Below are 24336 nucleotides of genomic sequence, written 5' to 3'. Positions count from 1 at the left end.
GGATATTAGGAGAATACCGATGCTCAAAGGACTCGGCGGCCTGGGTGACATGGCCAAGATGATGAAATCCGCACAGGATCTACAGACCAAGATGACGGATATGCAGGAAGAGCTGAATACCATCATGGTTGTCGGCGAATCCGGTGCAGGGCTGGTCAAGGCAACAGCCACGGCCAAGGGAGAGCTGAAAGGTCTCGATATCGACCCGTCAATCTTTAACGGCGACGACAAGGAAGTGGTCGAAGATCTGATCCTGGCCGCCGTCAAAGATGCTCAGGCCAAGGCCGCAGAACGGTCGCAGGCTGAGATGGCTAAGCTGACCGAAGGTATGGGCCTGCCCGCAGACATCAAGCTGCCGTTCTGATAGGCACTCCTGACGAAATACCGGCCGGGCCCAACTGCCCGGCCCTTATGCAGGAGCAAGCGCAGTGAGTTCGAACAGCGATATCGACAATCTGATCGACCTGATGGCCAAACTGCCAGGCCTCGGCCCACGTTCGGCCCGTCGCGCAGTGCTGCATTTGATCCGCAAACGCGCCCTTCTGCTGACACCGCTTGCGGACGCAATGCAACAGGTTGCCATCACTGCCCGTGAGTGCCTGAATTGCGGCAATGTAGGCACCTCGGATATCTGCGACATCTGCGATAGCGAAGTCCGCGCGACCGGAGAGCTGTGCGTCGTCGAAGACGTCGCCGACCTTTGGGCGATGGAACGCGCCGCAGTTTTCAAAGGCCGCTATCATGTTCTGGGTGGCACCTTGTCGGCATTAGATGGAGTCGGCCCGGATGAGCTGCGCATTCCTCGCCTCAAGGATCGGGTCACAGCCGAGGGGATCACCGAAGTCATTCTGGCGCTGAACGCCACTGTCGATGGCCAGACCACCGCGCACTATATAGCCGATCAACTGGACGGGCAGGTGCGCCTGACCTCGCTGGCGCAGGGCGTGCCGATTGGCGGCGAGTTGGACTACCTGGATGACGGGACGATTACGGCGGCGCTGAGGGCGCGGAAGGAGTTGTAGTTGAGCTTCGACACTTGGTCGAATTCAAATATCAAGTTTACACAAATACTGTATCCAGCCTAACATTCTACGCATCGATTAAGCAGATTTAGAATGCGTTTTTCATATGTTGAGTTATATATTGAGGACCCTGTTCGGATCATCGCGCAAACGATCCAGGGTGGTGCCCTTCCAGCCAACTAAAAGACCGGCGATCACCAGAGCACGACCGGTTCCGTCAAAGCAGCCGCCCTCGGCTTATCCAACCACACGGACTCTCAAAGGCAAGTGCCACGTAATCGACGGCGACACGATCGTGATAAGCGGCACCAAGATCAGGGTTGCCGGAATCGATGCGCCCGAGCTTGAGCATCCCTGGGGCAAGAAATCCAAGTTTGCGCTGATCAAGATGTGCAAAGGCATGGTGATCACAGCCGAAATCAAAGAAGAGGTTTCCTACGATCGGATCGTCGCCAAGTGCACGCTTCCAGATGGTACTGATGTCGCCGCAGAATTGGTTAAACTTGGACTGGCTCTGGACTGGCCCAAGTTTTCCGGCGGTGAATACGCGCATCTAGAGCCGGGCGATGCGCGAAAGAAACTCTGGCGGGCAGCCGCACGCCAAAAGGGAAACATGCGCGCGTTCCATTCCGAAGTAAAACCGAAACGCAATTCCGACTAGCTTTATGGTATCGCAGTGGCCCTGAGGACTTTGGAATAGCAAGGTAGGCCTTAGCCTCGGCACGATCTGGCTATTGAACAGGATGCGGTGGCAACAACGTAGAAGTTGCGATTACCCACCATCTCGCCTTTACCGCAAACCCTAACGAATCGGATCAAAAAGCGCGTCCTTGGCCGCGCAGTCCTTGATCACATCCCGACCACACGGCACCTGTTCAAGATCGCGCGACAGGCAAAGGCGTACCTCTTCGATATAGCCTTGTTTGCAGGTGACGGTGATCATGTCGCGCTCCAGCCCCGGATTGACCTTTAGAAACGCTTCTTCCACGACAGATGCGGGCAGTTTTACAGATGTGTCCAACTGGCGGAACACCTTTGGGCGCTCGACCGACCCATAGGCCTGCCGCGACAAGGTGTAATAGTCCGAAGCGCTTAGGCCCGAGCAGGTGCCGTGCTTCTTCCATTGATGCCAGGCAAGGCCGGAACTGCCCTGAATATCTTCCATTTCACCGGTCATAGTCCGCGTCGGCGAGGCCTCGGCCGTGCGGCAATAAGATGGCCAGCCCTGATGGAATTGCGGCCAAAGCCCGTGTAGAATCCAGCCGTGATCATGCCGCACATCGCATTGAGCGGACCCACGCGCGTCGCCTTCGCGCGCGCACCAGTTCGGCGACCAGCTCAGCGCCAGGACGTAGTAGTCGAACTCACCCGGTTTTTCACCCTCGGCCAGCGCCGTCATTGCACTAAAAACCCATAGAACCAGCCAGCGCATTCGCCTCTTCCCTTCTTGCCCTGCCGCGACTATATACAGCCCAAGTTCCCCGACAACGGAAACCTGCCCCAAGATCACGGGGCCGCCGAATTCCGGCGACGGGAAAGATGTATGCATAGGAGACGGGCTGATGGCAAAACCGCTTATGGCCAAGGCAACAGCCGTATGGCTAGTAGACAACACAACGATCAGCTTCAAGCAGATCGCGGATTTCGTAGGAATGCACGAGTTGGAAGTGCAGGGCATCGCCGATGGCGACGTGGCCGCTGGCGTCAAAGGGTTCGACCCGATCGCCAACAACCAGCTTACGCAGGAAGAGATTGACGTGGCGCAGGGCAACCCACTGCACAAGCTGAAGCTCAAGTTCAACCCCGCTGCCAGTGGCGAGGAAAAACGTCGTGGCCCGCGCTATACCCCGCTGTCCAAGCGTCAGGACCGTCCGAACTCGATTCTGTGGCTGGTCAAGTTCCACCCCGAACTCAGCGACGGTCAGATTGCCAAGCTGGTCGGCACCACCAAGCCGACCATCCAGTCGATCCGCGAGCGGACGCACTGGAACATCTCGAACATGCAACCGATTGACCCCGTCGCTCTGGGCTTGTGTAAACAGTCCGAGCTGGACGCAATCGTGCAAAAAGCCGCCGCCAAGAAAGCCGCTGAAGGTGGCGTCATGAGCGATGATGAGCGCCGCAAGCTGGTTTCGACCGAGCAGTCGCTGGAAATGGACGCAGCGCCCAAAATTCCAACGGCGATCGAGGGTCTCGAGACCTTCTCGTTGTCTGATGACTCCCCCGAGGAGAAAGAAGAGCCGATCATCGACGCCGACAGTTTCTTCAACTTGCCCAAAGGCGAGGCCGAGGATGAAGACGAAAGCGATCCGCGTTTCTGATACGCAGACAGCCCCGGTCAGACTGGCCGGGGCTTTTTTGACGAGACTCTGATGCTGAACATACTGTCTGCCATTTTTGGCCCACACCGCGCCGTGACAATCTATGCCTTCCTAAGAACCTGGGGCCTGCTCGTGTTCGGTGTCCTAGGCGTTATCGCGGTTGCCGCAGCCCTGCTGTTGCTGAACGACGACGGCACGCATGAACACGAAGCCTTCATGACCGTCCCGGTTCTGTCCGCCACCGCTATCAACGGCGACCTCAAGAACGGGGTGATTGCCTCGGTACGTTTACCCGACGGGTCCGCGACGTCGATCACTTCGACCGAGGCCCCGATTTCCCAGACCGTCGGCCAAAGCGCCTGTGTCGAAAAGCGGGTCTATGTGGAAAGTGGCGAACCAAGGTATCGCTTCAAACTTCCGCGTTATTGCGAAGCAAGCTGACAAAGCAAAACCGCCCGGTGTCCACACCGGGCGGTTTTTCCTTCAGATCATCTGAAAGATGATCCCTGCGATCACTGCGCCGATTATTCCCAGACCCAGATAGGTCGCAAACACTTTCGGCCTGACCAGCGACCATACCGCAGCCATGGCCGGGATCGAGCTGACCGCACCCGCGATCATAAAGGACATTGCTGCCCCGGCGCTCATCCCCTGCTCCATCAGACCTGCCAATAGCGGCGGCGCGACGTATGAGTTCAGATAGGCCGGCATCCCAACAAGTGCTGCGATGATTATGGGCAACACGCCGTCTCCTCCGACCGCGCGTGCGATCAGATCAGCGGGTACATAATTGATCAGCAACGCCTCGAGAACATAGGCAAGCGCCAGCCATTTCAACAAGAACAGGCCGTTTCGAAAGAACTCGCTACGAAATCTATTCCGGCGCGCAGGGTCATGCCAGAATTTCCAGACCGGTTTGTCCTCTTGCTTAGGTCCACAACTGCCGCATCCAGTTGGTTGGTAGTTCCGCAAAGGTTGGGTCAACACACCGCTGCGCGTCATGGTGCGCACGACGAATCCGCCAAACAGGCCAAGTGCCACTGCGGCTACGGCTTTTCCGATAGCAAAGGGCCATCCCAATGCGCCAGCCGTAATCAATAGCGTCGGCGGGTCGATCAGCGGAGAGCTGAGCCAGAACGCCATAACCGCAGACAGTGGCGCCCCAAGCGCCAGTAAACCAGCAATGAACGGGATGACCTCGCAGGAACAGAATGGGGCCAACCCGCCAAACAGGGCAGCCAAAAGGATCATCCGCGTCTCGCGGCCTTCAAAGGCTCGGGCCACCATGACTTCGGCACCGGTGGCCTTGAGGTATGACAACAGCAGCACAGCAAACAGAATATATTGGCCGGTATGGGCCAGTGCCTTACCGGCAAATGTTATCACCTCCGTTAGATTGCCTGGGTCGAGTATCGCCACCGCGATCAGAATGGCGACAATCACCGCCCATGGGGTTTTGATCAGGTCGAAGACGGTTTTGAACGGGGCCCGAGGGCTCTGAGTAAGGTCAGCCATCGTTTGCCGCCTTTCCAGTTTCGTCCGCACAACATTCCGACAGAATGAACTGCGCGAGGTTTCTGAGATGGTCATACCGGGCACGGTTGATCGTGGTGCGCCCGATCTTTTCCTGTTCGACAACGTCACCGGCCGCAAGAAACCGGAGGTGATGGGCCAGCGTCGACGGGGCGATGCCGGTCCTCTCTTGGATCTCACCTACGGTCAGCCCGGCCTCTCCGGCGCGAACGAGTGTCTTGAGGACTTTCAGTCGCGCCTCTGACCCCATCGCCGAAAATCCTGCTGCAGCGGTTTCCCACATATCCACAACTCCAATAAACTAGATTTCTAGTTATATAGAGATATGGAAAGGCGCCGTCAACAAATTCTGATCAGAATTCGTGAAAAGGACGTAAGTCCAGATTGCTCAATCAATAAGGCCACTCTATAAGGTCTTATGGGGATTTCAGTAGATACGTTCTTTCTAGAGCTGAATGGGCAAGGCACCTTGCAGGCCCAGATTCAGCAAATGATTGCAGAAGGTATCCTGTCAGGCCGTTTCCATGTCGGAGAAAAACTGCCCTCGTCGCGTAAACTGGCCTCGCATCTGGGTGTCAGCCGGATCACCGTGACATTGGCTTATACCGAGCTGTTGGCCAATGACTACCTGACGGCCCGGGGCCGATCTGGGTATTATGTGTCGGAAAATGCGCCAGTACCGCCTAAATACACGCCCATCCAACGGGGCACTGAGACCGTGGATTGGGACAAGGCGCTGGCCCGCCGGTTTGTAGATTCGGATGTGTTGCCCAAGCCCTGGAATTGGCGGGACTATACCTATCCTTTTATCTATGGTCAGGCGGACCGAACCCTGTTCGATCATGCCAACTGGCGGCTATGTGCAGTGCGGGCATTGGGGCACAAGGATTTCGAATCGCTGACCCGCGACTATGTCGATCAGGACGATCCGTTGCTGATCGAGTTCATCGCCCGCCACACTCTGCCCCGCCGTGGAATCTCGGCACGCCCCGAAGAAATATTGATCACACTGGGGGCGCAGAACGCACTTTGGCTGGCGTCGCGCATTCTGCTGACTCACAATCACACCGCCGTCATCGAAGACCCCTGTTACTATGCGCTGCGCAGCCTGTTGAACCATTGGGACTGCGCAGTCGTACCCATTGGCGTGGACAAGGATGGCCTGCCACCCGAGGCGCTGCCCGATGAAACGGATGTCATCTTCACCACGCCCAGCCATCAGAGCCCGACAACCGCAACAATGCCGATCACCCGCCGCCGCCAACTTTTGGATCGTGCCCGGGATCTGGACGCAATGGTGGTCGAGGATGACTATGAATTCGAAATGGCGTTTCTCGGGGCGCCCTCACCCGCGCTGAAGTCCATGGACCGGGATGGACGTGTCATCTATGTGGGCAGCTTCTCAAAATCGCTGTTCCCTGGATTGCGCCTTGGTTACATGGTTGGATCCGAGCCATTTATCCGCGAGGCGCGCGCGCTGCGCTCTTTGGTGCTGCGCCACCCGCCGGGCCACATTCAGCGCACTGCAGCGTATTTTCTGTCTCTGGGACATTACGATGCTCAGATCAGGCGCATGTCCAAAGAGCTGTCCAAGCGGCGGGATGCAATGGACAAGGCTATCGACGAATACGGGCTGTCGGTGGCGGGGCGCGGTGTGATGGGCGGATCTTCGATGTGGATGTCCGCTCCCGAACATGTCGACATGTCCCAGCTGGCGCGCAGCCTGCAAAACCAAAGCGTTCACATCGAGCCTGGTGCACCGTTTTTCGCAGGGCCGGATAGGCCACAGAACTTCTACCGGCTCGGATACTCATCCATCGCGCCCGACCGCATCGCTCCGGGCGTGAAGCTGATCGCGGATGCCATCCAAACGCAGTAGCCCGCGTCTGGACCTAATCCGCATTTCGTTTTGGACCTAACGCCATTCCGTCCCTTGGGCCACAACCGTACCCAAAGGCTGGGCTGATCGTCCGGCTTCATCCACAAATCCGCGGAGACAAATCAGATGAAAATGACCACCGAAGAGGCCTTTGTTAAAGTTCTGCAGATGCACGGGATCGAGCATGCGTTTGGGATCATCGGTTCGGCGATGATGCCGATCTCGGATATTTTTGGAAAAGCTGGCATTACCTTCTGGGATTGCGCACACGAAGGCTCGGGTGGGATGATGGCTGACGGGTACACACGCGCCACCGGCAAAATGTCGATGATGATCGCGCAGAACGGACCCGGGATCACCAACTTTGTTACTGCCGTCAAAACCGCCTACTGGAACCACACCCCGCTGCTGCTGGTAACCCCGCAGGCCGCAAACAAGACCATGGGTCAGGGCGGTTTCCAGGAGATGGAACAGATGCGCATGTTTGCAGACTGCGTCTGCTACCAGGAAGAAGTACGCGACCCTTCGCGGATGGCCGAAGTTCTGAGTCGCGTTATCACCAAAGCCAAGCGCGCCTCGGCACCGGCACAGATCAATGTTCCACGTGATTTCTTCACTCAGGTTGTGGATATCGAACTGCCTGCCGTAGTTGAATTTGAACTGCCTTCTGGCGGCGCATCAGCCGTTACCGAAGCCGCCGCGCTGCTGTCGGATGCCAAGAACCCTGTCATCCTGAACGGAGCGGGCACGGTTCTGTCTGCGGGCGGCATCGAAGCCTCGAAAGCACTGGCCGAGCGTCTGGACGCCCCGGTTTGTGTTGGCTACCAGCACAATGACGCCTTCCCGGGCTCGCACCCGCTGTTTGCTGGCCCGTTGGGTTACAATGGCTCGAAAGCCGGTATGGAGCTGATAAAAGAAGCAGACGTGGTTCTGTGTCTCGGCACTCGCCTGAACCCGTTCTCGACTCTTCCTGGCTATGGTATGGAATACTGGCCGGCGAATGCAAAGATCATTCAGGTTGACATTAACCCCGACCGCATTGGCCTGACCAAGAAGGTATCTGTCGGTATTGTTGGCGACGCAGCCACCGTTGCAACCAATATCCTGGCACAGCTGTCAGACACCGCAGGTGACGAAGGACGCGATGCACGCAAAGCGAAAATCGCGGAAACCAAGTCACGCTGGGCGCAGGAATTGACTTCGATGGACCACGAGCAGGACGATCCGGGCACAACCTGGAACGAACGCGCCCGTGCAGCCAAGCCCGACTGGATGAGCCCGCGCATGGCGTGGCGCGCCATTCAGGCAGCCCTGCCGAAAGAGGCGATCATCTCGTCCGACATCGGCAATAACTGTGCCATCGGCAACGCCTACCCATCCTTTGAAGCGGGCCGCAAATATCTGGCCCCCGGGCTGTTCGGCCCCTGTGGATACGGATTGCCATCTGTCATGGGTGCCAAGATCGGTTGCCCGGATGTGCCTGTCGTTGGATTCTCGGGTGATGGCGCCTTTGGTATTGCTGTAACCGAACTGACCGCAATCGGCCGCGATGAATGGCCCGCAGTCACCCAGATTGTTTTCCGCAACTATCAGTGGGGTGCTGAAAAGCGCAACTCGACCCTGTGGTTCGACGACAACTTTGTCGGAACCGAACTGGACACCAAAGTGTCCTATGCCGGTATCGCTCAGGCCTGTGGCCTGAAAGGTGTCGTGGCCCGCACACAGGATGAGCTGACTGCAGCCCTGAATCAGGCCATTGAGGATCAGAAGAATGGGATCACCACGCTGATCGAAGCCATGATCAACCAGGAACTGGGCGAGCCCTTCCGTCGGGACGCAATGAAGAAACCGGTCGCGGTGGCAGGCATCAGCAATGACGACATGGAACCGCAGGCCGGGGTATAATCCGCGTGAAACCGCTGCGCGCCATTCTCGGGACGGCCAGCGCGTCGGACAAGATCATCGCCCTGTCAGAGGGCGATGATCCCCGCGTCGTGGAAGGTGCGGTCAGGGCCGTAAAAGAGGACGTTGCACGGATCATCCTGATCGGCGACGGGGCCAAAATTTCGGCCCTTCTGGATGCGCATGAAGGATTTGATCCCACTCGGATAGACATTCTTGACCCGGCGCATTCCTCAATCACCACGGAACTGGCTGAAGCGCTGTTTAATCGCCGCAAGCACAAGGGTATGACCCTTGAAGAGGCAGGGCAACAGATCACCAACCGGCTGACCTTTGCCGCCATGCTGGTGCATCAGGGTATCGCTGACGGCACCGTGGGCGGAGCGGTTGAAACCACCTCTGACACAGTTCGCGCGGCGTTGCAGATCATCGGAACAGCGCCGGGTACAACAATGGTATCCAGTTTTTTTCTCATGCTGTTCTGCCAGGATCATCACGAGGTCAAAGGCGCGCGCATCTTTGCCGATTGTGGCCTGGTGGTGGATCCAAACGCCGAAGAAATGGCGGAAATTGCCCGCGCATCGGCCGCATCCTATTCAGCTTTGACTGGAAACACGGCGCGTGTGGCGATGCTGTCTTTTTCCACCTCGGGAAGCGCCGAACATCCAAAAGTATCCAAGGTCGTCGAGGCAACCCGGATCGCACGCGAAAAAGATCCGAACCTTCTGATCGACGGAGAGCTGCAGTTCGATGCCGCCTTTGTCCCCGAGGTTGCGGCGCAAAAGGCGACGGATTCGCCACTGAAGGGCGAAGCGAATGTCTTTGTCTTCCCCAGCCTGAATGCGGGCAATCTGGGCTATAAGATCGCACAGCGCATCGGAGGGGTTGAGGCAATCGGGCCAGTCCTGCAAGGCCTGGCCAAGCCGGCAAATGATCTATCGCGCGGCTGTACGGCAGAGGACATCCTTCACATGATCGCCGTGACGGCTGTTCAAGCACAACATGGCGAAAACGGAATATAAGTCTCGACAAGTCCGTGAAAAACAAATTTTATTCCGGTTCCCGGCAATACTCGGGGGAATACCGGTCTGCAAACTACAGGGGCGCCTATGAACCAGCCAGTGATTGACACCTCGCCCAAAGTCTCGGACGAGATCCGGCAGACCACCTGTTACATGTGCGCCTGCCGCTGTGGCATCAACGTTCACATGAAAGACGGCAAGGTCGCCTATATCGAGGGCAACCGAGACCACCCGGTGAACAAAGGCGTTCTGTGCGCCAAGGGCAGCGCAGGCATTATGCAGGTCAACGCGCCGTCGCGCCTACGCAAACCGCTGCGCCGTGTCGGCCCGCGCGGATCGGGCGAGTTCCGCGAGATCGAATGGGACGAGGCAATCAGCACCGCCGTCGGCTGGATGAACGAGCTGCACGAAACCGCACCGCACAAGCTGGCCTTCTTTACCGGACGCGACCAAAGCCAAAGCTTCACCAGCTTCTGGGCACAGAATTTTGGAACCCCAAACTATGCCGCCCATGGCGGGTTCTGTTCCGTCAACATGGCAGCAGGCGGCATCTATACGATGGGCGGTGCGTTTTGGGAGTTTGGCCAGCCCGACTGGGACCACACCAAGTTGTTCATGCTGTTCGGCGTGGCCGAAGACCACGACAGCAACCCGATCAAGATGGGCATCGGCAAGATCAAGGCACGCGGCGCACGGGTGATCGGTGTGAACCCGATCCGATCAGGCTATAACGCTGTGGCCGATGACTGGGTCGGGATCACCCCCGGCACCGATGGGTTATTCATTCTATCGCTGATCCATGTGTTGATGAAGGCCGGCAAGATCGACCTGGATTACCTCAGCCGCTATACTAACGCGCCTGTTCTGGTGAACGCATCCGAAGGCCCCGAGAAGGGTCTGTTCTTGCGCGATAGTGACGGCAAACCGCTGGTGATCGACCGGGCCACAGGCGAACTCACTGCGTTTGACAAGCCGGGCGTGCGCCCGGACTTGTCGGCTACTTACGAAAAGGACGGCGTCACCCATCGCCCGGTTTTCCACCTGATGGCCGAGAAATACCTAAGCGACAAGCACGCCCCTGAGGCCGTGGCTGACCGCTGTGGCATCCCGGCCAGTCGCATTCGCGCCATCGCGGCGGAAATCGCCCGTGTCGCCTTTGACGAGGCGATCGAGCTGGATCAGGAATGGACCGATTTCCGCGGCGAAACCCATGCTAAGATGATCGGTCGCCCGGTTAGCTTCCACGCCATGCGTGGCATCTCGGCCCATGCCAACGGGTTCCAGACCTGCCGCGCGCTGCACGTGCTGCAAATCATCCTCGGCACGGTCGAAGTTCCGGGCGGTTTCCGCTTCAAACCGCCCTATCCCAAGCCAGTCGAGGCGCACCCAACCCCGCATGGCGACCGCCGCCCCGGCAGACCCCTGGAAGGCCCGCATCTAGGCTTCCCCCGCGGGCCCGAAGACCTGTTGCTGGACGACTGCGGCATTCCCCAACGGATCGACAAAGCATTCACATGGGAAAACCCGATGTCAGCCCATGGGCTGATGCATATGGTAATCTCAAACGCCGCCGCCGGTGATCCCTACAAGATCGACACGCTGTTCATGTATATGGCGAATATGTCGTGGAACTCCTCCATGAACACCAAAGGTGTGATGGAGATGCTGACCGCCAAGACCGAAGACGGCAAATATGTCATCCCAAACATCATCTATTCCGATGCCTATTCCTCGGAAATGGTGGCCTATGCCGACTTGATCCTGCCCGACACCACCTATCTTGAACGGCACGACTGTATCTCGCTGCTCGACCGCCCGATCTGCGAGGCAGACGCCGCCGCCGACGCAATCCGCTGGCCGGTGATCGAGCCCGACCGCGACGTGCGGGGCTTTCAGTCGGTGCTGGTGGAACTGGCCAACCGCATGAGCTTGCCAGGCTTTACCAACGAAGACGGTACGCCGAAGTGGAAAGACTACGCTGACTATATCGTTAACCATCAGCGAAAGCCCGGTATCGGCCCGCTGGCCGGGTTTCGAGGCGAAAATGGCGACAAGGAAGGTCGTGGCGAGGTCAACCCCGACCAGCTAAATCGCTACATCGAAAATGGCGGCTTCTACGTCGCGCATATCCCCGAAGGGGCGGATTACTACAAACCCTGGAACGCAGCCTATCAGGATTGGGCAGTGGGGATGGGAATCTACGACAGCCCGCAACCCTATCTGTTCCAGCTCTATTCAGAACCGATGCGCAAGTTCCAGCTGGCCGCCGAAGGCCACGGGGACCGGCAACCGCCGGAAAATCTGCGCCAGCGCCTCAAGGACACCATGGACCCGCTGCCGATCTGGTACGAAACCGATCAGCAGGGCAATGAAGGTTTCACAATCAATGCCCTGACTCAGCGCCCGATGGCGATGTATCACTCATGGGGCACCCAAAACGCCTGGCTGCGCCAGCTACACGGGCGCAACCCGCTTTATGTGCCAACCAAACTGATGCGCGAACACGGGATGCAGGACGGCGACTGGGCCAAAGTGACGTCTCCGCACGGGGAAATTACTGTTCCGGTCATGGAGATGGCCGCGCTGAATGAAAACACTGTCTGGACTTGGAATGCCATCGGCAAACGCAAAGGTGCTTGGGCCCTGCAGGAAGACGCACCAGAGGCCACCAAAGGCTTTTTGCTGAACCACCTGATCCACGAACTACTGCCGTCAAAAGGCGATGGAATGCGTTGGACCAATTCTGATCCGATTACAGGTCAGGCGGCTTGGTTCGACCTGAAGGTCAGGATCGAAAAGGCAGCGCCACCTTCGGATGCAGAAAGCCAGCCCGAATTCAAACCGATCAAATCACCGGTCGGCACCGGACCAAAAGATCTGGCGTGGAAGGTAGGAAAATGACCCAGCTCCCCCAATCCACAGACAAGAAAATGGGTCTGGTCATCGACCTGGACACCTGTGTCGGCTGCCATGCCTGCGTGATTTCCTGCAAAGGTTGGAACACTGAAAACTACGGCGCGCCCCTGTCGGATCAGGACGCTTATGGCGGCAACCCGTCCGGCACCTTCCTGAACCGGGTACATTCCTACGAGGTCCAACCCGAACAGGGTCACGCCCAGCTGATCCACTTCCCCAAATCCTGCCTCCATTGCGAGGACGCGCCCTGCGTCACCGTCTGCCCCACTGGGGCCAGCTATAAGCGGGTCGAGGACGGTATCGTATTGGTCAATGAAAGCGACTGTATCGGCTGCGGGCTTTGCGCCTGGTCCTGCCCTTACGGCGCGCGTGAGATGGATATGGCCGAGGGCGTGATGAAGAAATGCACCCTCTGCGTGGATCGCATCTATAACGAGAACATACCCGAAGTGGACCGCGTGCCATCCTGTGTGCGGACCTGCCCCGCCGGAGCCCGCCATTTCGGTGATCTGGGCGACGCAGATAGCGATGTCAGCAAATTGGTCGCCGAACGTGGTGGCATGGATCTGATGCCTGAAATGGGCACCAAGCCCGTCAACAAATACCTGCCACCTCGCCCTAAAGATCAGATCGAGGACCAGATCGACATTCTCGCGCCCCTTCTGGCCCCGGTAGCCGAAGAGCCCAAGGGCTTTCTGGGTTGGCTCGACAAGACACTGGAGAAGCTCTGATGCATCCGGCCCCATCCGTCATTATCTTCACCACCTTGTCCGGTCTGGGCTTTGGGCTGCTGTTTTTTCTGGGCCTTGGGATGCCGGATGTCACCGGGTGGGTAGCCTTCGTATTCTATGCCATGGCCTTTGGCCTGTCGGTGGGTGGGCTGATGGCCTCGACCTTTCACTTGGGCCATCCTGAACGTGCGTGGAAAGCATTCACCCAATGGCGGTCAAGCTGGCTCAGCCGTGAGGGTTGGTGCGCAGTGATCGCCTTGATTCTTATGGGCTTCTACGCGCTGGGCGCTGTCATCTTTGGTCAGCGTTGGGGTGTTTTGGGCGTCCTTGGCGCGTTGTTTTCGCTGGCAACAGTTTTCACCACCTCAATGATCTACACCCAGCTCAAGACAATCCCACGCTGGAACATGAAACTGACACCAATCATGTTTCTGAGCTTCAGCCTTGCCGGTGGCTCGCTTCTGGCCGGTCAGGTCAGCCTTGCCGTTCCTCTGTTGGTGGTCGCTGCCGTTGCGCAGACATTTTACTGGTGGCAAGGGGATAAGGCATTTGCGAACTCAGGAACAAACCTTGGTACCGCTACGGGTTTGGGGCAGCGCGGGGCAGTGCGTGCGTTTGAGCCTCCACATACAGGTACAAACTATCTTCTGCGCGAATTTGTCCACGTGGTTGGCAGGAAACATGCGGACAAATTGCGGGTCATCTCGTTTGTGCTGGCCTTCCTATTGCCGGTCATCCTGCTGATCCTGCCGTTCAACCACTTCTTCGCTCTTCTGGCTGCGCTGTCGCATGTGGCAGGCGTTGCAGTTTCGCGCTGGCTGTTCTTTGCGCAGGCCGAGCATGTCGTGGGTCTGTATTACGGCAAACGGTAAAGAAGGGGGCCAGCCCCCTTCTTGGCCCTAACAGGCCAATTCATCCCCCGAGGTATTTTTGGCCAGATGAAGATCGGATCAGGCCAAGAACACCCCTGGTTACAGCAGACCTGCGTGGTTCATGGCTGCGTCGATGGCTGTTTTGGTGCTGTCGTCCAGCGTGGTCAGGGGCGAGCGAACTTCTTCGCTGCACAGGCCCAGCTTGCTGAGAGCGTATTTGGCCCCGACCAGACCGGGTTCGATAAAGATTGCCTCATGCAGAGGCATCAGGCGGTCCTGATAAGTCAGCGCTTTGGCATAATCCCCCTTCAGGGTGGCCTGCTGGAATTCGGCACATAGCTTGGGCGCAACATTCGCCGTGACCGAGATACAGCCCACACCACCATGCGCATTGAAACCCAGCGCCGTGGCGTCTTCGCCCGACAGTTGGCAAAACTCAGGCCCGCAAGAGGCGCGCTGTTGGCTGACACGCCCCAAATCTCCGGTTGCGTCTTTAACCCCAACGATCCTTGGCAATTCGGCCAGCTCACCCATCGTCTGGGGCGTCATGTCGATGACGGAACGGCCTGGAATGTTGTAGATGATGATCGGAATATCAGCACAATCATGTAGGGTGCGGAAATGCTGAATTAGGCCCTTCTGGGTCGGCTTGTTGTAATACGGGGTCACCACTAGAGCGGCATTCGCGCCGACTTGCTGCGCAAATTGAACGAATCGGATCGCCTCGACCGTGTTGTTCGAGCCCGCACCAGCGATCACCGGGACACGACCGGCTGCGGCACTGACAACTTCTGCCACCACCGTTTCGTGTTCTTCATGGCTGAGGGTTGGGCTTTCACCGGTGGTCCCCACCGGCACCAAACCGGTCGAGCCTTCCTGAATTTGCCATTCCACCAAACGTTTGAGCGTGCCCAGATCCAACTCGCCATTCGAAAACGGGGTAACGAGGGCTGGCATCGAGCCTTTGAACATGACACGCTCCTTGCTGTGCGGTTAGCAATTTTTGCACCTTGGGCAATCACATTCCTAGCAATGTGTGTTGATCCCGCTGGCGCAAGGTTTATCCTAAATGGCTCTATCCTTGGTTGGTTGGGAAATGCAAGGCATGACACGCGTTCTGGCGCTTTTGACAGCGGTGATTCTGGCATCCTTCGGGCCGGCCCAAGCCGACTCGGTGGGCGATCTGCGCGCTGGCATGTATGAAATGCGAAAGGGCGATTGGAACGCAGCGCTGCAAGAGGCAGGCCCGCGCGGATCTGTGTCACGTGACATCATCGTATGGCATTGGCTGCGCGAGGGGTTCGGAAGCTCGGGCGATGTGCTGGTATTTCTGAACCGCAGGCCGGATTGGCCGGGGCTGGCATGGCTACGGCGCGAAAGCGAACCCGCCTTTACCGGGGCGGACCCGGACCGGGTGTTGAAATTCTACGCCGACACTGCCCCGCAAACGGCGGAAGGGGCGCTGAATTTCACCGTAGCGCTGAAGGCTAAAGGGCGACAGGGCGATGCGCAGGCGGATATCGTCACCGCCTGGCGTACGATGCCGATGGGATCGGGCCTGCAGAAAGACTATATCGAGAACTTTGAGACATTGCTGAAACCCCACCACGCGGCGCGGTTAGACCGGATGCTGTGGGACGGTCATCTGATTAGCGCAGGACAAATGCTGCCATTGGTGAATGACGATCAGCGCAAGCTGGCCGAGGCGCGGATTGCATTGCAAAAACGTGCGCCGGGTGTTGATACCAAAGTAGGGGCGGTTCCCGAATCCGTGGCCGGATCGGCGGGGCTTGCCTTTGACCGCTTTGTCTGGCGAGATAAAAAGGAACTGGATGACAGTGCGATTGATCTGATGCTGGCGCGGTCATCCAGCCCGGATGCTCTGGGCGAGCCAGACAAATGGGCCGAGGGCCGTCGCCGACTGGCACGGCTTGAGATGCGCAACGGTGATGTGAGCCGCGCATACAAGATTGCCTCTAGTCACCATATGACGCCGGACATGGGCTATGCCTATGCCGATCTCGAATGGCTTTCCGGGTTCCTTGCCCTGCGTCGGTTGAATGATCCCGCAACGGCTGTACGGCATTTCCAGAACTTCTCGGGCGCGGTGCAGTCACCGATTTCCAAGGGACGTGGCGGGTATTGGCTGGGTCGGGCCTATGCCGCGCAGGGGGATGCGGAAAAGGCTTATGAGGCCTATGCCATGGGTGCTGATCACCAGACCTCGTTCTACGGGCTTCTTGCCGCCGAACGGATAGGGCGCCCCTTCGACAGCGATCTGGCAAACCCGCGAAGAGCACCGCACTGGAAACAAGCGGAGTTTGCCGATTCCAGCGTTCTGGAAGCGGGGCTATTGCTGTTGCGCGCAGGTGAGGCAAACCTATCCGAGCGGTTCCTGACCCATCTGGTTGAGGGGCTCGACCCCGTTCAGGCAAGCCAACTGGGCGATCTGGTCATCGAACTGAACGAACCACATCTGGCGGTGATGATCGCCAAGCGCGCCGCGACCACCGGCGTTGTCCTGCCCGCCGCGTATTACCCGGTTCATCCGGTGGCAGATCTGGGCCTGCCCATGGCCAAAGAAATGACGCTAGCAATCGCCCGGCGCGAAAGCGAGTTTGACCCGGTTGTCATCAGCGGCGCGGGCGCGCGCGGGCTTATGCAGGTGATGCCCGCGACGGCGAAAGTTGTGGCCCGGAACATGGGCATCCTAAGCAGCCACCAAACCGGAAAACTGACTTCGGACTGGCGATATAACGCCAAGTTGGGGGCGAATTACCTGTCCGAGCTGGCAGCCGAATTCAACGGCAATGTGGTGATGATGGCTGCGGGGTATAATGCCGGGCCGGGCAGGCCCATCTCGTGGATGAAACGCAATGGCGACCCGCGCCGGGGTGAGGCCGATATCGTCGACTGGATCGAATTCATACCCTTCAGCGAGACCCGCAACTATGTCATGCGCGTCGCCGAAAGCCTGCCTGTGTATCGCGCACGGTTGGGGCAGCAGGCGTTGCCGGTGCCATTTTCCGAGGAACTGATCGGGTCAACTCTGGCGTCGTTCGCGCCATAAGGTGAACAGTCCGGCGGCAATAACCAATGTGGCCCCTGCAACAACCGCGGGTCGCAAGCTTTCACCAAAGACCGAGATTCCCAGAATGGCGCTCCACATCAGGTGAAAATAGGCAAAGGGCTGCACGGCGCTGGCCTCGGCCATTTCGTAGCACTTAATCAACAACCAATGTCCCAGAACTCCGGTCAGGCAGAGTAGGCCCATCCAAACCCAGTCACCGCCCTGCATAGGTTCCCAAAACCACACGCCCACGGCCGTCATGGCAACCGCCCCGGCGATCCCGGTCCAGAAAAAACTGGTGGCGGTAGTGTCGCGCCGCGCCGCATAGCGGGTCAGCAGGCCATAGACGGCAAACATCAGGGCCGAGATCAGCGGGATCACCGCCCAAGGGTTAAAGACGCCCACTCCCGGCTGCAGGATGATCAGCACGCCGATGCAGCCCACGCCGATGGCGGACCAACGGCGCCAACCGACTTTCTCGCCCAAAACCGGGCCGCTGAGTGCCGCCACCAGCAGCGGGTAGCAGATGAACACGGCCTGGCTTTCGATCAGGCCCAGGATGGTAAAGGCATAGACCGCGACGCAAATCTCTCCGGCCAGAAGCACCCCGCGCAGGATCTGCAGGCCAAGCTGACTGGTGCGGGCCGTGGCCGCGATACCGCCGGGTGCACGCAGCGCCAGAGCGACGACAAATGCTGCGAAGAACCAATAGCGGATCATCACGACCATATAGGTGTTATAAGTCCCGGCCAGATGGCGCGAGATACCGTCCTGCAGCGCAAAAACCACAGTCGCCGCGATCATCAGCGCGATACCGGCGCGAGTGTTGTTCTGTTGGGTCATGGCTTGACCGCCCGCGTCATGTGACGCTTGCGCCCATAGCCCGGCGCGCGGGTGACGTTGAACCCCGCGTCTTGGAGCCCGCGCCGGACGAACCCAGCGGCGGTATAGGTGGCGGCGGTTCCATTGGGCGCCGTGTGGTCGGATACCTGTTGCATCAGGTCCGCACCCCAAAGTTCGGGGTTCTTGGCCGGAGAGAACCCGTCCAGAAACCAGGCATCGGCCTGCCCCGACCATGCGGACAGGGTGGACCGCGCGTCGCCCTCGATAACCTCAAGCCGCAGGGTGCCCAGATCGCAGGTACCGCCCTGCCATTGGGACAGGAACCGGTCGGCCCAAGGGGACAGCTCGGGAAAGGCGGCCAGAGCGCGCGCCATGTCGTCCGGTGCCATTGGATAGGCTTCGAAACTGGTGAATGTCAGCGGGGTCGTTTGGCCAGCCTTTTCCCATTCGGACCAGACGGTCAGCATGTTCAGACCGGTGCCAAACCCAAGCTCGGCAATGTGAAACCCCGGCGCAAACCGCGCGGGCAGGTCATTGCCCGCCAAAAACACATGCCGCGTCTCCTCCCGCCCGTTCTGCAACGAGAAATAGGGGTCGTCGAAACGGTCCGAGACGGGTATCTGCCCGTCTTTCCAAGTCAGTTCGGCGCGCTGGTCTGCCATCGGGGAATCCTGTAGCTAAGCGGCGCGACACTGAACAAGGAAAAGGGGAATGGCAATGGTCGATGTGACGGTGCGAGGCGCGGGCATTTTTGGCCTTTCGATCGCCTGGGCCTGCGCAAGACGCGGCGCAAAAGTTCAGATCATTGACCCTTTTGGGCCCGGTGCAGGGTCCAGCGGCGGTTTGGTCGGGGCTTTGGCACCACATGTGCCCGAGAATTGGAATGCCAAGAAAGCTTTTCAATTCGAAAGCCTGATCATGGCCGAACCCTTCTGGAAACAGGTTGAGGTGACCGGAGGCGTCTCAGCCGGATATGCCCGGTTGGGTAGGCTGCAGCCCATCGCAGATAGCCGCACGCTGGATCTGGCCCATGCACGTACGGTCACCGCCGCAGAGCTTTGGCAGGGGCGGGCCGAATGGCGCGTTGTTGCAATGGATGAGGTCGGGTCGTGGTGCCCTCCCAGCCCCACTGGCTTTGTGATCCACGACACGCTTAGCGCCCGGATGCACCCAAGGCGGGCATGTTCTGCACTGGTTTCGGCGCTGGCGGTGATGGGGGTTGAGGTCAAAACCGATGCGGCCAATCAAGGGCAGATCATTCACGCCACTGGGCTTTCTGGCCTGCTAGAACTGAACGACGCCTTTGGCAAAACGGTCGGCAATGGCGTCAAGGGACAGGCGGCTTTGCTGCGGTTCGATGCCGGGGACGTTTCCCAGCTGTTTGCAGATGCCGTTCACATTGTCCCGCATGCGGATGGCACATTGGCCATCGGATCGACCTCGGAACGGGACTATGACGACCCAACCAGCACCGATGCGGCGCTGGATGATGTCCTGGATCGGGCCACGCGGGCGGTTCCGGTCCTGCACGGTGCCGAAGTGATCGAACGCTGGGCCGGGATCCGACCCCGCAGCAAAAGCCGTGCGCCGATGCTGGGTGCACATCCGCTGCACGCCGGAGAATTCATCGCCAATGGAGGGTTCAAGATCGGCTTTGGCATGGCGCCCAAAGTGGCAGAAGTCATGGCCGAACTGGTGCTTGAAGGGCGCGATGAAATCCCCGCAGATTTTCAACCCGAGGCTTCTTTGTGACCTCCCTCGACGACACCCCAGTTCGCCTGCAACCAGACGATCCGATATTGCCACAGGTGTTACTCCTGATCCGCCACAGCTTTGCATTCATGGAGGGGCGTATAGACCCGCCCTCGTCAATGCATCGCCTGACCGAGGAAACGCTTCGGCAACAGGCCCGCGACCACGAGGTTTGGATCATAGGCAATCGCCCGGATGCGGTCGTCTTTCTGACACCCAAACAGGACAGTCTGTATCTGAGCAAACTGGCTGTGGACGAAACCCGACGTGGTCAGGGGCTGGCACAGCGTCTGGTCGATCTGGCATCCGCGCGGGCGGTTGAAATAGGTTTTGCGACGCTGGAACTGAAGACACGGGTCGAATTGTTCGAAAACCATGCCTCCTTTGCCCGGATGGGCTTTGTCAAAACGGCGGAAACGGCGCATCCCGGGTTCACCCGGGCGACCTCGATTACCATGCAGAAACATTTAGGCTGAGGCTTCGGCAATCATACATTGGCGCCCGTCTGCCGCACGCACCCACAGGGTATTGCCCTTCCGGCACAGGCTCGCAGTTTCGAAATGCATCAATGCCGAGGTTGCGCGGAAAGAAAACTGCGCCAATGGGCCCATCACATCTTCCGCAAACAACATCAGGTGCTGCGCCAAAAGCGGGCCATGCACGACCAGCCCGGCATATCCTTCGACATCACGGGCATAGTCGATGTCATAGTGAATGCGGTGTCCGTTAAATGTCAGGGCCGAGTAGCGAAACAGCATTGTGCTGTCGAAGGACAGCTCGCGATGTTCGGTTTCATCTTGCCTGGCCAGTGGTGCCCGAGGGGTGGCCGTATCGGCCGAGGGGTCTTGGCGGTAAACCAGATCCTGCCATTCGGTCAGGCGCAGCGCACCGCCCTGCCAAACCTCGTGGCGCAACGTGACAAAGCCCAAGGGGCCGGTGCGTCCCGATTTCGAACTCGAACTTTCACATAGCGATCGCCGTTCGGCTAACTGACCTGCTATCAGAGGCGCGAAAAACTCCAAGCGCCCGCCTGCCCACATTCTGCGGGGTAGGCCCATATCGGGGATCAGGCCCCCGACTTTGGGATGTCCGTCGCGCCCAAGTTGGCCGGGTGGCTGCGGAGTCCAGAAATACAGGTGATGAAAGAACGGCGGCAACGCAGTGCCGCCCCTCACAGTTGCCTGTTTCCCAAGCGCCACCTGCAACGCGCCAGCACGGGCTGCGTCCATCACATCTGTCTGAATTTCCATCGACATAGCGCAAGATTAGGCGGCCTGCCCCCTACGGGCAAGCAAACCGGCAGTTTCAGAAACCGGCCTCTGACCGCAAGTTCTTCATCAAGGTCCGAAGGGCGTTTTCATAGCGTTCGTTAACCAGCTTGCCCTGCGCGTCGAATTCGTTCGAACTGTCGGCCAGATGAATTTCCGGCCCTTGCAAGATGCGCGTCTGGAACGGAACCATATAGCTGCGCAGTATCATCTGTGCACGTTCACCGCCGGCACGACCCGCAGCGGCAGACATCACCGCAACCGGCTTGTTCGCCCAAGGCTTGTCCTTGGTGCGGCTGACCCAGTCCAGCGCATTCTTCAACACACCTGACGGCGCTTTATTATATTCCGGCGTCGAAATGATGACCGCATCCGCACGGGCAATCTGATCCGCCAAAATCTGGACGGTCTCGGGAACCCCTTCGCCTTCTTCAAGATCACCGTCATATAATGGCAAGTTCAGATCGGCCTCGATATGAGTGCCCGGCTCAAACAGCCGCGCCGCCTCGCGAAGCAGTTTTCGGTTGGTAGCATTTTGGCGCAGTGAACCTGACAGGCTCAGAAGGATCGGTTCGGACATAAAAGCACTCCGTTCAGGCGTTTTCCAGAAGGTAGCCCCTGATCACCGCCAGCCAAAGCCCAGTTGACGCGCAGTCAATGTGCAATAACGGGCACCTAGACGGTGCCCGGTCACATCAGGTGTTGCCGTTGGGGATGATTTCGATATCAACCCGACGATTCCGCGCCTTCCCTTCGGGTGTGAGATTCGAGGCCGCAGGTCGGTTCTCACCCAATCCGATGGTGCTGATACGGGCCCCGTTCACACCATTGGCTTGCAGAACATCCGCCACGGACCTAGCCCGACGCTCAGATAGGGCCTGATTATAAGAGGCTTCGCCATCACTGTCCGTATGGCCAATGACCTGAACGGCCGAGTTGGGATATCTCACCAAATTCTGACCCACCCGGACCAAATCAGAACGCAATGCAGGCCGCACGGTCGAGCTGTCGGTGTCAAAGGTGATGTCGTTGGGGACGGTAACAATCAGGCGGTCGCCCGCGTTGACGATTGTGATGCCGTCATTTGCCAGCTGCTGGCGCAACTCAGCCGCCTGGCGGTCCAGTTGATTGCCGATAAGGCCGCCACCTGCTGCACCGATTGCACCACCAGCCAGCGCACCCAGAAGCGGATCCGAGTCGTTCGCAATGGCCCCGACACCGGCACCAACCAACCCACCCAAAAGCGCACCCTGTTTGGTATTTTGGTTGGGGTCCGAGGGCAAGTTCAGCGTTCCGGGGTCGGTGCAGCCCGCCAAGAACAAGGCCGAGCAAAGCCCAGCAGAAACAACAAGCTTGGAAATCGTCATGATATCACCTTCTGCTCAGAGGCCCGTTTGCCGGGTCCCATTATTTGGCACAGTATATCGCGCTGCCCCCCCGCAGGCTCAAGCAACAATCAGGTGATATCGGCGAATACCCGCCGCTCAATGGGCCTCGGCAGGGGAACCCCATTGGTTCTGCTCCTGCCAGATCTCCCGCAGCGGCTGCCCTTGGCCGCAGAAATGATCGTCAACCATTTCGCAGGCCCAGACGCGATCGGTCCGAAAATGGCGAAAACCGTTGCGCAATTCGCACCACGCAACCAGCATCGTGCACTCGATGTGATAGATCAGGGCAACCGGACGGACGACCCGTTCGGAGCGAACGTCTTGCGAGCTGACATATGTGAGGCGAAGCTTGCGCTCGTCCCGGATGGCTTCGCGGTAATTCACGACCGGGATACAGCCCTTGGCCGGATCATCAACCGGAGCCCCCCAAGGCGCGACCTGCAACCAGTCGGGACTTGCGCGCAGGCCTTCTATTTTCCGGCAAATGCGTTTGGCGGCTTCCTGCAGGGTACTGTCGCCGGTCCGTGCCAGCATTGACAGACCGACCCAAAGCGCCTCGACCTCTTCAGCGTCGAAGTTCAGTGGTGGCAAGTCATAGCCCCGCCGCATCAGATACCCGACGCCGGCTTCGCCCTCGATCGGTGTGCGTTGGGCCTGCAGTGCCGCGATGTCGCGATACACCGTGCGCACCGAGACTTCGAGCTTTTGCGCCAGCATCTCAGCAGTAACCGGAGCGTCGGCGGCACGCAGAATCTGGATGATTTCAAACAGGCGGGACGAACGGCGCATGGCAAACTCCGGTTTCTCTGCTGACACCTTAGCACACCCCCCTGACAACGCGCTGTCAGGAGTGATGTGGGATGCTGGTTCAACAATTCACAGGAGATTACTGATGCCCAGCCTCGACAATCACGTAATGATGACACTGCAACTGGGACGCTGGTCCCAGGACCATACCCTGCGCGCCTTTGAAATCGAACGCGAGATCATGGCCAGCCGACAGCCCTGCGCTCCTAGGAAACGGGTCGGACGATTTTCACTGGGCAATCTCAAACTGCTTTGGACCAACCCCGCCTGACTCTAGAACTCGGCATTTGCGCGAAACTTCATCGACGCCCCGCCATCGGGGTTCTTCAGCCGCAATTCCTCGGAATGCAACATCAGGCGCGGGAAGGCCCGCGCCTCACCTTTTGCATAGAACGGATCACCCAAAATCGGATGGCCCAGCGCCAGCATGTGAACCCGCAGCTGGTGCGAGCGCCCGGTTTTCGGGAACAGGCGTATGCGGGTAGTGTTGCCTTCATATTTGACCACGCGCCAATCCGTCACCGCAGGCTTGCCAGTGTCATGGCACACCATCTGCAGCGGCCTGTTGGGCCAGTCTACAATCAACGGCAGATCAACAGTTCCGGTCTTTGACTCTACCATGCCCCAGACGCGGGCAATATAGGTCTTACGAGTTTGACGCTGTTCGAACTGCATGCTCAGATTGCGCTGAGCATGAGGGGTTTGGGCAAAAACCATCACGCCCGAAGTGTCGCGGTCCAACCTGTGCACAAGCAGGGCTTGCGGGAACGCCGCCTGCACACGGGTCAACAGACAATCGGCCAGATGCTCTCCTCGACCCGGTACGGACAAAAGCCCCGAGGGCTTGTTCACCACAATCAGATGCGCATCTTCGTGCAGCACATCCAGCGGTGTTTTCGGGGGATCGTAGGTCTCGCTCATGCGGGTCTGCCTATCGCAAGCGACAACCTCCCGCAACGTCGTGCTTGCCTGAACTGAATAGTTCAGCAAATCATGCGACAACTCGGAGG

At 58.7% G+C, this 24336-nt stretch carries 26 protein-coding genes; 15 read left to right on the top strand and 11 right to left on the bottom strand.

All coding sequences use genetic code 11. The annotated features are described in order from the left end of the window. Positions 1-19: 19 nt before the first annotated feature. From AC2FJW_RS14280 to AC2FJW_RS14270, 3 genes are all read left to right on the top strand, one after another. Positions 20-364 carry a YbaB/EbfC family nucleoid-associated protein gene (locus AC2FJW_RS14280; protein WP_142636987.1) on the top strand — a complete coding sequence of 115 codons (345 nt, stop codon included), beginning with the start codon at positions 20-22 and terminating at the stop codon, positions 362-364. A gap of 64 nt (positions 365-428) precedes the next feature. Further along, positions 429-1022 carry a recombination mediator RecR gene (gene recR / locus AC2FJW_RS14275; RefSeq protein WP_142636989.1) on the top strand — a complete coding sequence of 198 codons (594 nt, stop codon included), beginning with the start codon at positions 429-431 and terminating at the stop codon, positions 1020-1022. 295 nt (positions 1023-1317) lie between these two features. After that, positions 1318-1683 (top strand): thermonuclease family protein, encoded by a 366-nt coding sequence (locus AC2FJW_RS14270; RefSeq protein ID WP_281995398.1) that lies wholly within the window; start codon positions 1318-1320, stop codon positions 1681-1683. A 141-nt stretch (positions 1684-1824) separates the two neighbouring features. Here AC2FJW_RS14270 and AC2FJW_RS14265 read toward each other — a convergent pair whose 3' ends face one another. Further along, a complete protein-coding gene (locus AC2FJW_RS14265; RefSeq protein ID WP_496750439.1) occupies positions 1825-2454 on the bottom strand; it encodes a ribonuclease T2 family protein in 630 nt (209 codons plus the stop codon). 130 nt (positions 2455-2584) lie between these two features. On the opposite strand from AC2FJW_RS14265, the gene AC2FJW_RS14260 reads away from it, so the two are divergent. Then, a complete protein-coding gene (locus AC2FJW_RS14260; protein WP_142636995.1) occupies positions 2585-3343 on the top strand; it encodes a DUF1013 domain-containing protein in 759 nt (252 codons plus the stop codon). A 51-nt stretch (positions 3344-3394) separates the two neighbouring features. Continuing rightward, positions 3395-3784, top strand: a complete 390-nt coding sequence (locus AC2FJW_RS14255) for a hypothetical protein (protein WP_496697657.1) — start codon at positions 3395-3397, stop codon at positions 3782-3784. A gap of 42 nt (positions 3785-3826) precedes the next feature. On the opposite strand, the gene AC2FJW_RS14250 is transcribed toward AC2FJW_RS14255, so the two are convergent. Beyond that, positions 3827-4858, bottom strand: coding sequence for a permease (locus tag AC2FJW_RS14250; RefSeq protein WP_496697656.1), 1032 nt, complete (start codon positions 4856-4858; stop codon positions 3827-3829). Beyond that, positions 4851-5159 carry an ArsR/SmtB family transcription factor gene (locus AC2FJW_RS14245; RefSeq protein WP_142637001.1) on the bottom strand — a complete coding sequence of 103 codons (309 nt, stop codon included), beginning with the start codon at positions 5157-5159 and terminating at the stop codon, positions 4851-4853. Before AC2FJW_RS14245 ends, AC2FJW_RS14250 begins: the two co-directional genes overlap by 8 nt. Before the next feature lie 135 nt (positions 5160-5294). On the opposite strand from AC2FJW_RS14245, the gene pdxR reads away from it, so the two are divergent. From pdxR to AC2FJW_RS14215, 6 genes are all read left to right on the top strand, one after another. Next, a complete protein-coding gene (gene pdxR, locus AC2FJW_RS14240; protein WP_282021956.1) occupies positions 5295-6755 on the top strand; it encodes a MocR-like pyridoxine biosynthesis transcription factor PdxR in 1461 nt (486 codons plus the stop codon). Between the two features lie 126 nt (positions 6756-6881). After that, a complete protein-coding gene (gene xsc, locus AC2FJW_RS14235) occupies positions 6882-8660 on the top strand; it encodes a sulfoacetaldehyde acetyltransferase (protein WP_142637005.1) in 1779 nt (592 codons plus the stop codon). 5 nt (positions 8661-8665) lie between these two features. Then, complete coding sequence (gene pta, locus AC2FJW_RS14230; RefSeq protein ID WP_496677819.1) at positions 8666-9679, top strand: phosphate acetyltransferase; 1014 nt, start codon at positions 8666-8668, stop codon at positions 9677-9679. Between the two features lie 87 nt (positions 9680-9766). Continuing rightward, positions 9767-12580 carry a molybdopterin oxidoreductase family protein gene (locus tag AC2FJW_RS14225; protein ID WP_496750409.1) on the top strand — a complete coding sequence of 938 codons (2814 nt, stop codon included), beginning with the start codon at positions 9767-9769 and terminating at the stop codon, positions 12578-12580. Then, entirely contained in the window at positions 12577-13326 is a 750-nt protein-coding gene (locus tag AC2FJW_RS14220; RefSeq protein ID WP_271949727.1) for a 4Fe-4S dicluster domain-containing protein, read from the top strand. The genes AC2FJW_RS14225 and AC2FJW_RS14220 overlap by 4 nt, the downstream gene beginning before the upstream one ends. Next, positions 13326-14198, top strand: a complete 873-nt coding sequence (locus AC2FJW_RS14215) for a dimethyl sulfoxide reductase anchor subunit family protein (protein WP_496706771.1) — start codon at positions 13326-13328, stop codon at positions 14196-14198. The genes AC2FJW_RS14220 and AC2FJW_RS14215 overlap by 1 nt, the downstream gene beginning before the upstream one ends. Before the next feature lie 99 nt (positions 14199-14297). On the opposite strand, the gene dapA is transcribed toward AC2FJW_RS14215, so the two are convergent. Further along, entirely contained in the window at positions 14298-15170 is an 873-nt protein-coding gene (gene dapA, locus AC2FJW_RS14210) for a 4-hydroxy-tetrahydrodipicolinate synthase (protein ID WP_496750408.1), read from the bottom strand. Positions 15171-15303: 133 nt separating this feature from the next. Here dapA and AC2FJW_RS14205 point away from each other — a divergent pair, with 133 nt between their 5' ends. Continuing rightward, positions 15304-17268, top strand: coding sequence for a lytic transglycosylase domain-containing protein (locus AC2FJW_RS14205; RefSeq protein ID WP_496750438.1), 1965 nt, complete (start codon positions 15304-15306; stop codon positions 17266-17268). Here AC2FJW_RS14205 and AC2FJW_RS14200 read toward each other — a convergent pair. Further along, positions 17242-18111: a DMT family transporter gene (locus AC2FJW_RS14200; RefSeq protein ID WP_496697645.1), complete on the bottom strand. Its 870-nt coding sequence runs from the start codon at positions 18109-18111 to the stop codon at positions 17242-17244. The genes AC2FJW_RS14205 and AC2FJW_RS14200 overlap by 27 nt on opposite strands. Then, on the bottom strand, positions 18108-18773 hold the full coding sequence (gene mnmC2 / locus AC2FJW_RS14195; protein WP_496697643.1) for a tRNA (5-methylaminomethyl-2-thiouridine)(34)-methyltransferase MnmC2: 666 nt from the start codon (positions 18771-18773) through the stop codon (positions 18108-18110). The genes AC2FJW_RS14200 and mnmC2 overlap by 4 nt, the downstream gene beginning before the upstream one ends. Positions 18774-18822: 49 nt before the next feature. Between mnmC2 and AC2FJW_RS14190 the strand changes: the two genes are divergently transcribed. Together AC2FJW_RS14190 and AC2FJW_RS14185 are read left to right on the top strand one after the other, a co-directional pair. Next, the gene (locus AC2FJW_RS14190) at positions 18823-19863 is read left to right on the top strand and encodes an NAD(P)/FAD-dependent oxidoreductase (RefSeq protein ID WP_496750406.1); all 1041 of its coding nucleotides are present in this window, start codon (positions 18823-18825) and stop codon (positions 19861-19863) included. 56 nt (positions 19864-19919) lie between these two features. Continuing rightward, positions 19920-20339, top strand: a complete 420-nt coding sequence (locus AC2FJW_RS14185; protein WP_496750405.1) for a GNAT family N-acetyltransferase — start codon at positions 19920-19922, stop codon at positions 20337-20339. On the opposite strand, the gene AC2FJW_RS14180 is transcribed toward AC2FJW_RS14185, so the two are convergent. The 4 genes from AC2FJW_RS14180 to AC2FJW_RS14165 form a co-directional block, all read right to left on the bottom strand. Beyond that, positions 20331-21119: an HTD2 family dehydratase gene (locus tag AC2FJW_RS14180; RefSeq protein WP_496750403.1), complete on the bottom strand. Its 789-nt coding sequence runs from the start codon at positions 21117-21119 to the stop codon at positions 20331-20333. The two genes, AC2FJW_RS14185 and AC2FJW_RS14180, sit on opposite strands and share 9 nt — an antisense overlap. A gap of 49 nt (positions 21120-21168) precedes the next feature. Beyond that, positions 21169-21711 carry an NADPH-dependent FMN reductase gene (locus AC2FJW_RS14175; protein WP_496692496.1) on the bottom strand — a complete coding sequence of 181 codons (543 nt, stop codon included), beginning with the start codon at positions 21709-21711 and terminating at the stop codon, positions 21169-21171. Between the two features lie 115 nt (positions 21712-21826). Beyond that, positions 21827-22498 (bottom strand): YiaD family glycine zipper/OmpA-like lipoprotein, encoded by a 672-nt coding sequence (locus AC2FJW_RS14170; protein WP_142637036.1) that lies wholly within the window; start codon positions 22496-22498, stop codon positions 21827-21829. A 117-nt stretch (positions 22499-22615) separates the two neighbouring features. Then, the gene (locus AC2FJW_RS14165) at positions 22616-23308 is read right to left on the bottom strand and encodes a helix-turn-helix transcriptional regulator (protein ID WP_271949714.1); all 693 of its coding nucleotides are present in this window, start codon (positions 23306-23308) and stop codon (positions 22616-22618) included. Between the two features lie 103 nt (positions 23309-23411). Here AC2FJW_RS14165 and AC2FJW_RS14160 point away from each other — a divergent pair, with 103 nt between their 5' ends. Next, complete coding sequence (locus AC2FJW_RS14160; protein WP_496750401.1) at positions 23412-23597, top strand: hypothetical protein; 186 nt, start codon at positions 23412-23414, stop codon at positions 23595-23597. Between the two features lie 2 nt (positions 23598-23599). Here the strand turns inward: AC2FJW_RS14160 and AC2FJW_RS14155 are convergent, their stop codons facing one another. After that, the gene (locus AC2FJW_RS14155) at positions 23600-24283 is read right to left on the bottom strand and encodes an RluA family pseudouridine synthase (RefSeq protein WP_496709419.1); all 684 of its coding nucleotides are present in this window, start codon (positions 24281-24283) and stop codon (positions 23600-23602) included. Positions 24284-24336: the final 53 nt, after the last annotated feature.

Source organism: Ruegeria sp. CDSA020 (genome assembly GCF_059612345.1).
Note: the sequence above shows the minus strand (reverse complement) of the source record. Positions and strands in the feature narration are given on the sequence as shown.

Excerpts from the sequence above, each read along its gene's own strand:
- AC2FJW_RS14280 (WP_142636987.1), top strand. The coding sequence starts at position 20 with ATGCTCAAAGGACTCGGCGGCCTGGGTGACATGGCCAAGATGATGAAA.
- AC2FJW_RS14265 (WP_496750439.1), bottom strand. The coding sequence starts at position 2,454 with ATGCGCTGGCTGGTTCTATGGGTTTTTAGTGCAATGACGGCGCTGGCC.
- AC2FJW_RS14260 (WP_142636995.1), top strand. The coding sequence starts at position 2,585 with ATGGCAAAACCGCTTATGGCCAAGGCAACAGCCGTATGGCTAGTAGAC.
- AC2FJW_RS14255 (WP_496697657.1), top strand. The coding sequence starts at position 3,395 with ATGCTGAACATACTGTCTGCCATTTTTGGCCCACACCGCGCCGTGACA.
- AC2FJW_RS14250 (WP_496697656.1), bottom strand. The coding sequence starts at position 4,858 with ATGGCTGACCTTACTCAGAGCCCTCGGGCCCCGTTCAAAACCGTCTTC.
- AC2FJW_RS14245 (WP_142637001.1), bottom strand. The coding sequence starts at position 5,159 with ATGTGGGAAACCGCTGCAGCAGGATTTTCGGCGATGGGGTCAGAGGCG.
- pdxR (WP_282021956.1), top strand. The coding sequence starts at position 5,295 with ATGGGGATTTCAGTAGATACGTTCTTTCTAGAGCTGAATGGGCAAGGC.
- xsc (WP_142637005.1), top strand. The coding sequence starts at position 6,882 with ATGAAAATGACCACCGAAGAGGCCTTTGTTAAAGTTCTGCAGATGCAC.
- AC2FJW_RS14225 (WP_496750409.1), top strand. The coding sequence starts at position 9,767 with ATGAACCAGCCAGTGATTGACACCTCGCCCAAAGTCTCGGACGAGATC.
- AC2FJW_RS14220 (WP_271949727.1), top strand. The coding sequence starts at position 12,577 with ATGACCCAGCTCCCCCAATCCACAGACAAGAAAATGGGTCTGGTCATC.
- AC2FJW_RS14215 (WP_496706771.1), top strand. The coding sequence starts at position 13,326 with ATGCATCCGGCCCCATCCGTCATTATCTTCACCACCTTGTCCGGTCTG.
- dapA (WP_496750408.1), bottom strand. The coding sequence starts at position 15,170 with ATGTTCAAAGGCTCGATGCCAGCCCTCGTTACCCCGTTTTCGAATGGC.
- AC2FJW_RS14205 (WP_496750438.1), top strand. The coding sequence starts at position 15,304 with ATGACACGCGTTCTGGCGCTTTTGACAGCGGTGATTCTGGCATCCTTC.
- AC2FJW_RS14200 (WP_496697645.1), bottom strand. The coding sequence starts at position 18,111 with ATGACCCAACAGAACAACACTCGCGCCGGTATCGCGCTGATGATCGCG.
- mnmC2 (WP_496697643.1), bottom strand. The coding sequence starts at position 18,773 with ATGGCAGACCAGCGCGCCGAACTGACTTGGAAAGACGGGCAGATACCC.
- AC2FJW_RS14190 (WP_496750406.1), top strand. The coding sequence starts at position 18,823 with ATGGCAATGGTCGATGTGACGGTGCGAGGCGCGGGCATTTTTGGCCTT.
- AC2FJW_RS14180 (WP_496750403.1), bottom strand. The coding sequence starts at position 21,119 with ATGTCGATGGAAATTCAGACAGATGTGATGGACGCAGCCCGTGCTGGC.
- AC2FJW_RS14175 (WP_496692496.1), bottom strand. The coding sequence starts at position 21,711 with ATGTCCGAACCGATCCTTCTGAGCCTGTCAGGTTCACTGCGCCAAAAT.
- AC2FJW_RS14170 (WP_142637036.1), bottom strand. The coding sequence starts at position 22,498 with ATGACGATTTCCAAGCTTGTTGTTTCTGCTGGGCTTTGCTCGGCCTTG.
- AC2FJW_RS14165 (WP_271949714.1), bottom strand. The coding sequence starts at position 23,308 with ATGCGCCGTTCGTCCCGCCTGTTTGAAATCATCCAGATTCTGCGTGCC.
- AC2FJW_RS14160 (WP_496750401.1), top strand. The coding sequence starts at position 23,412 with ATGCCCAGCCTCGACAATCACGTAATGATGACACTGCAACTGGGACGC.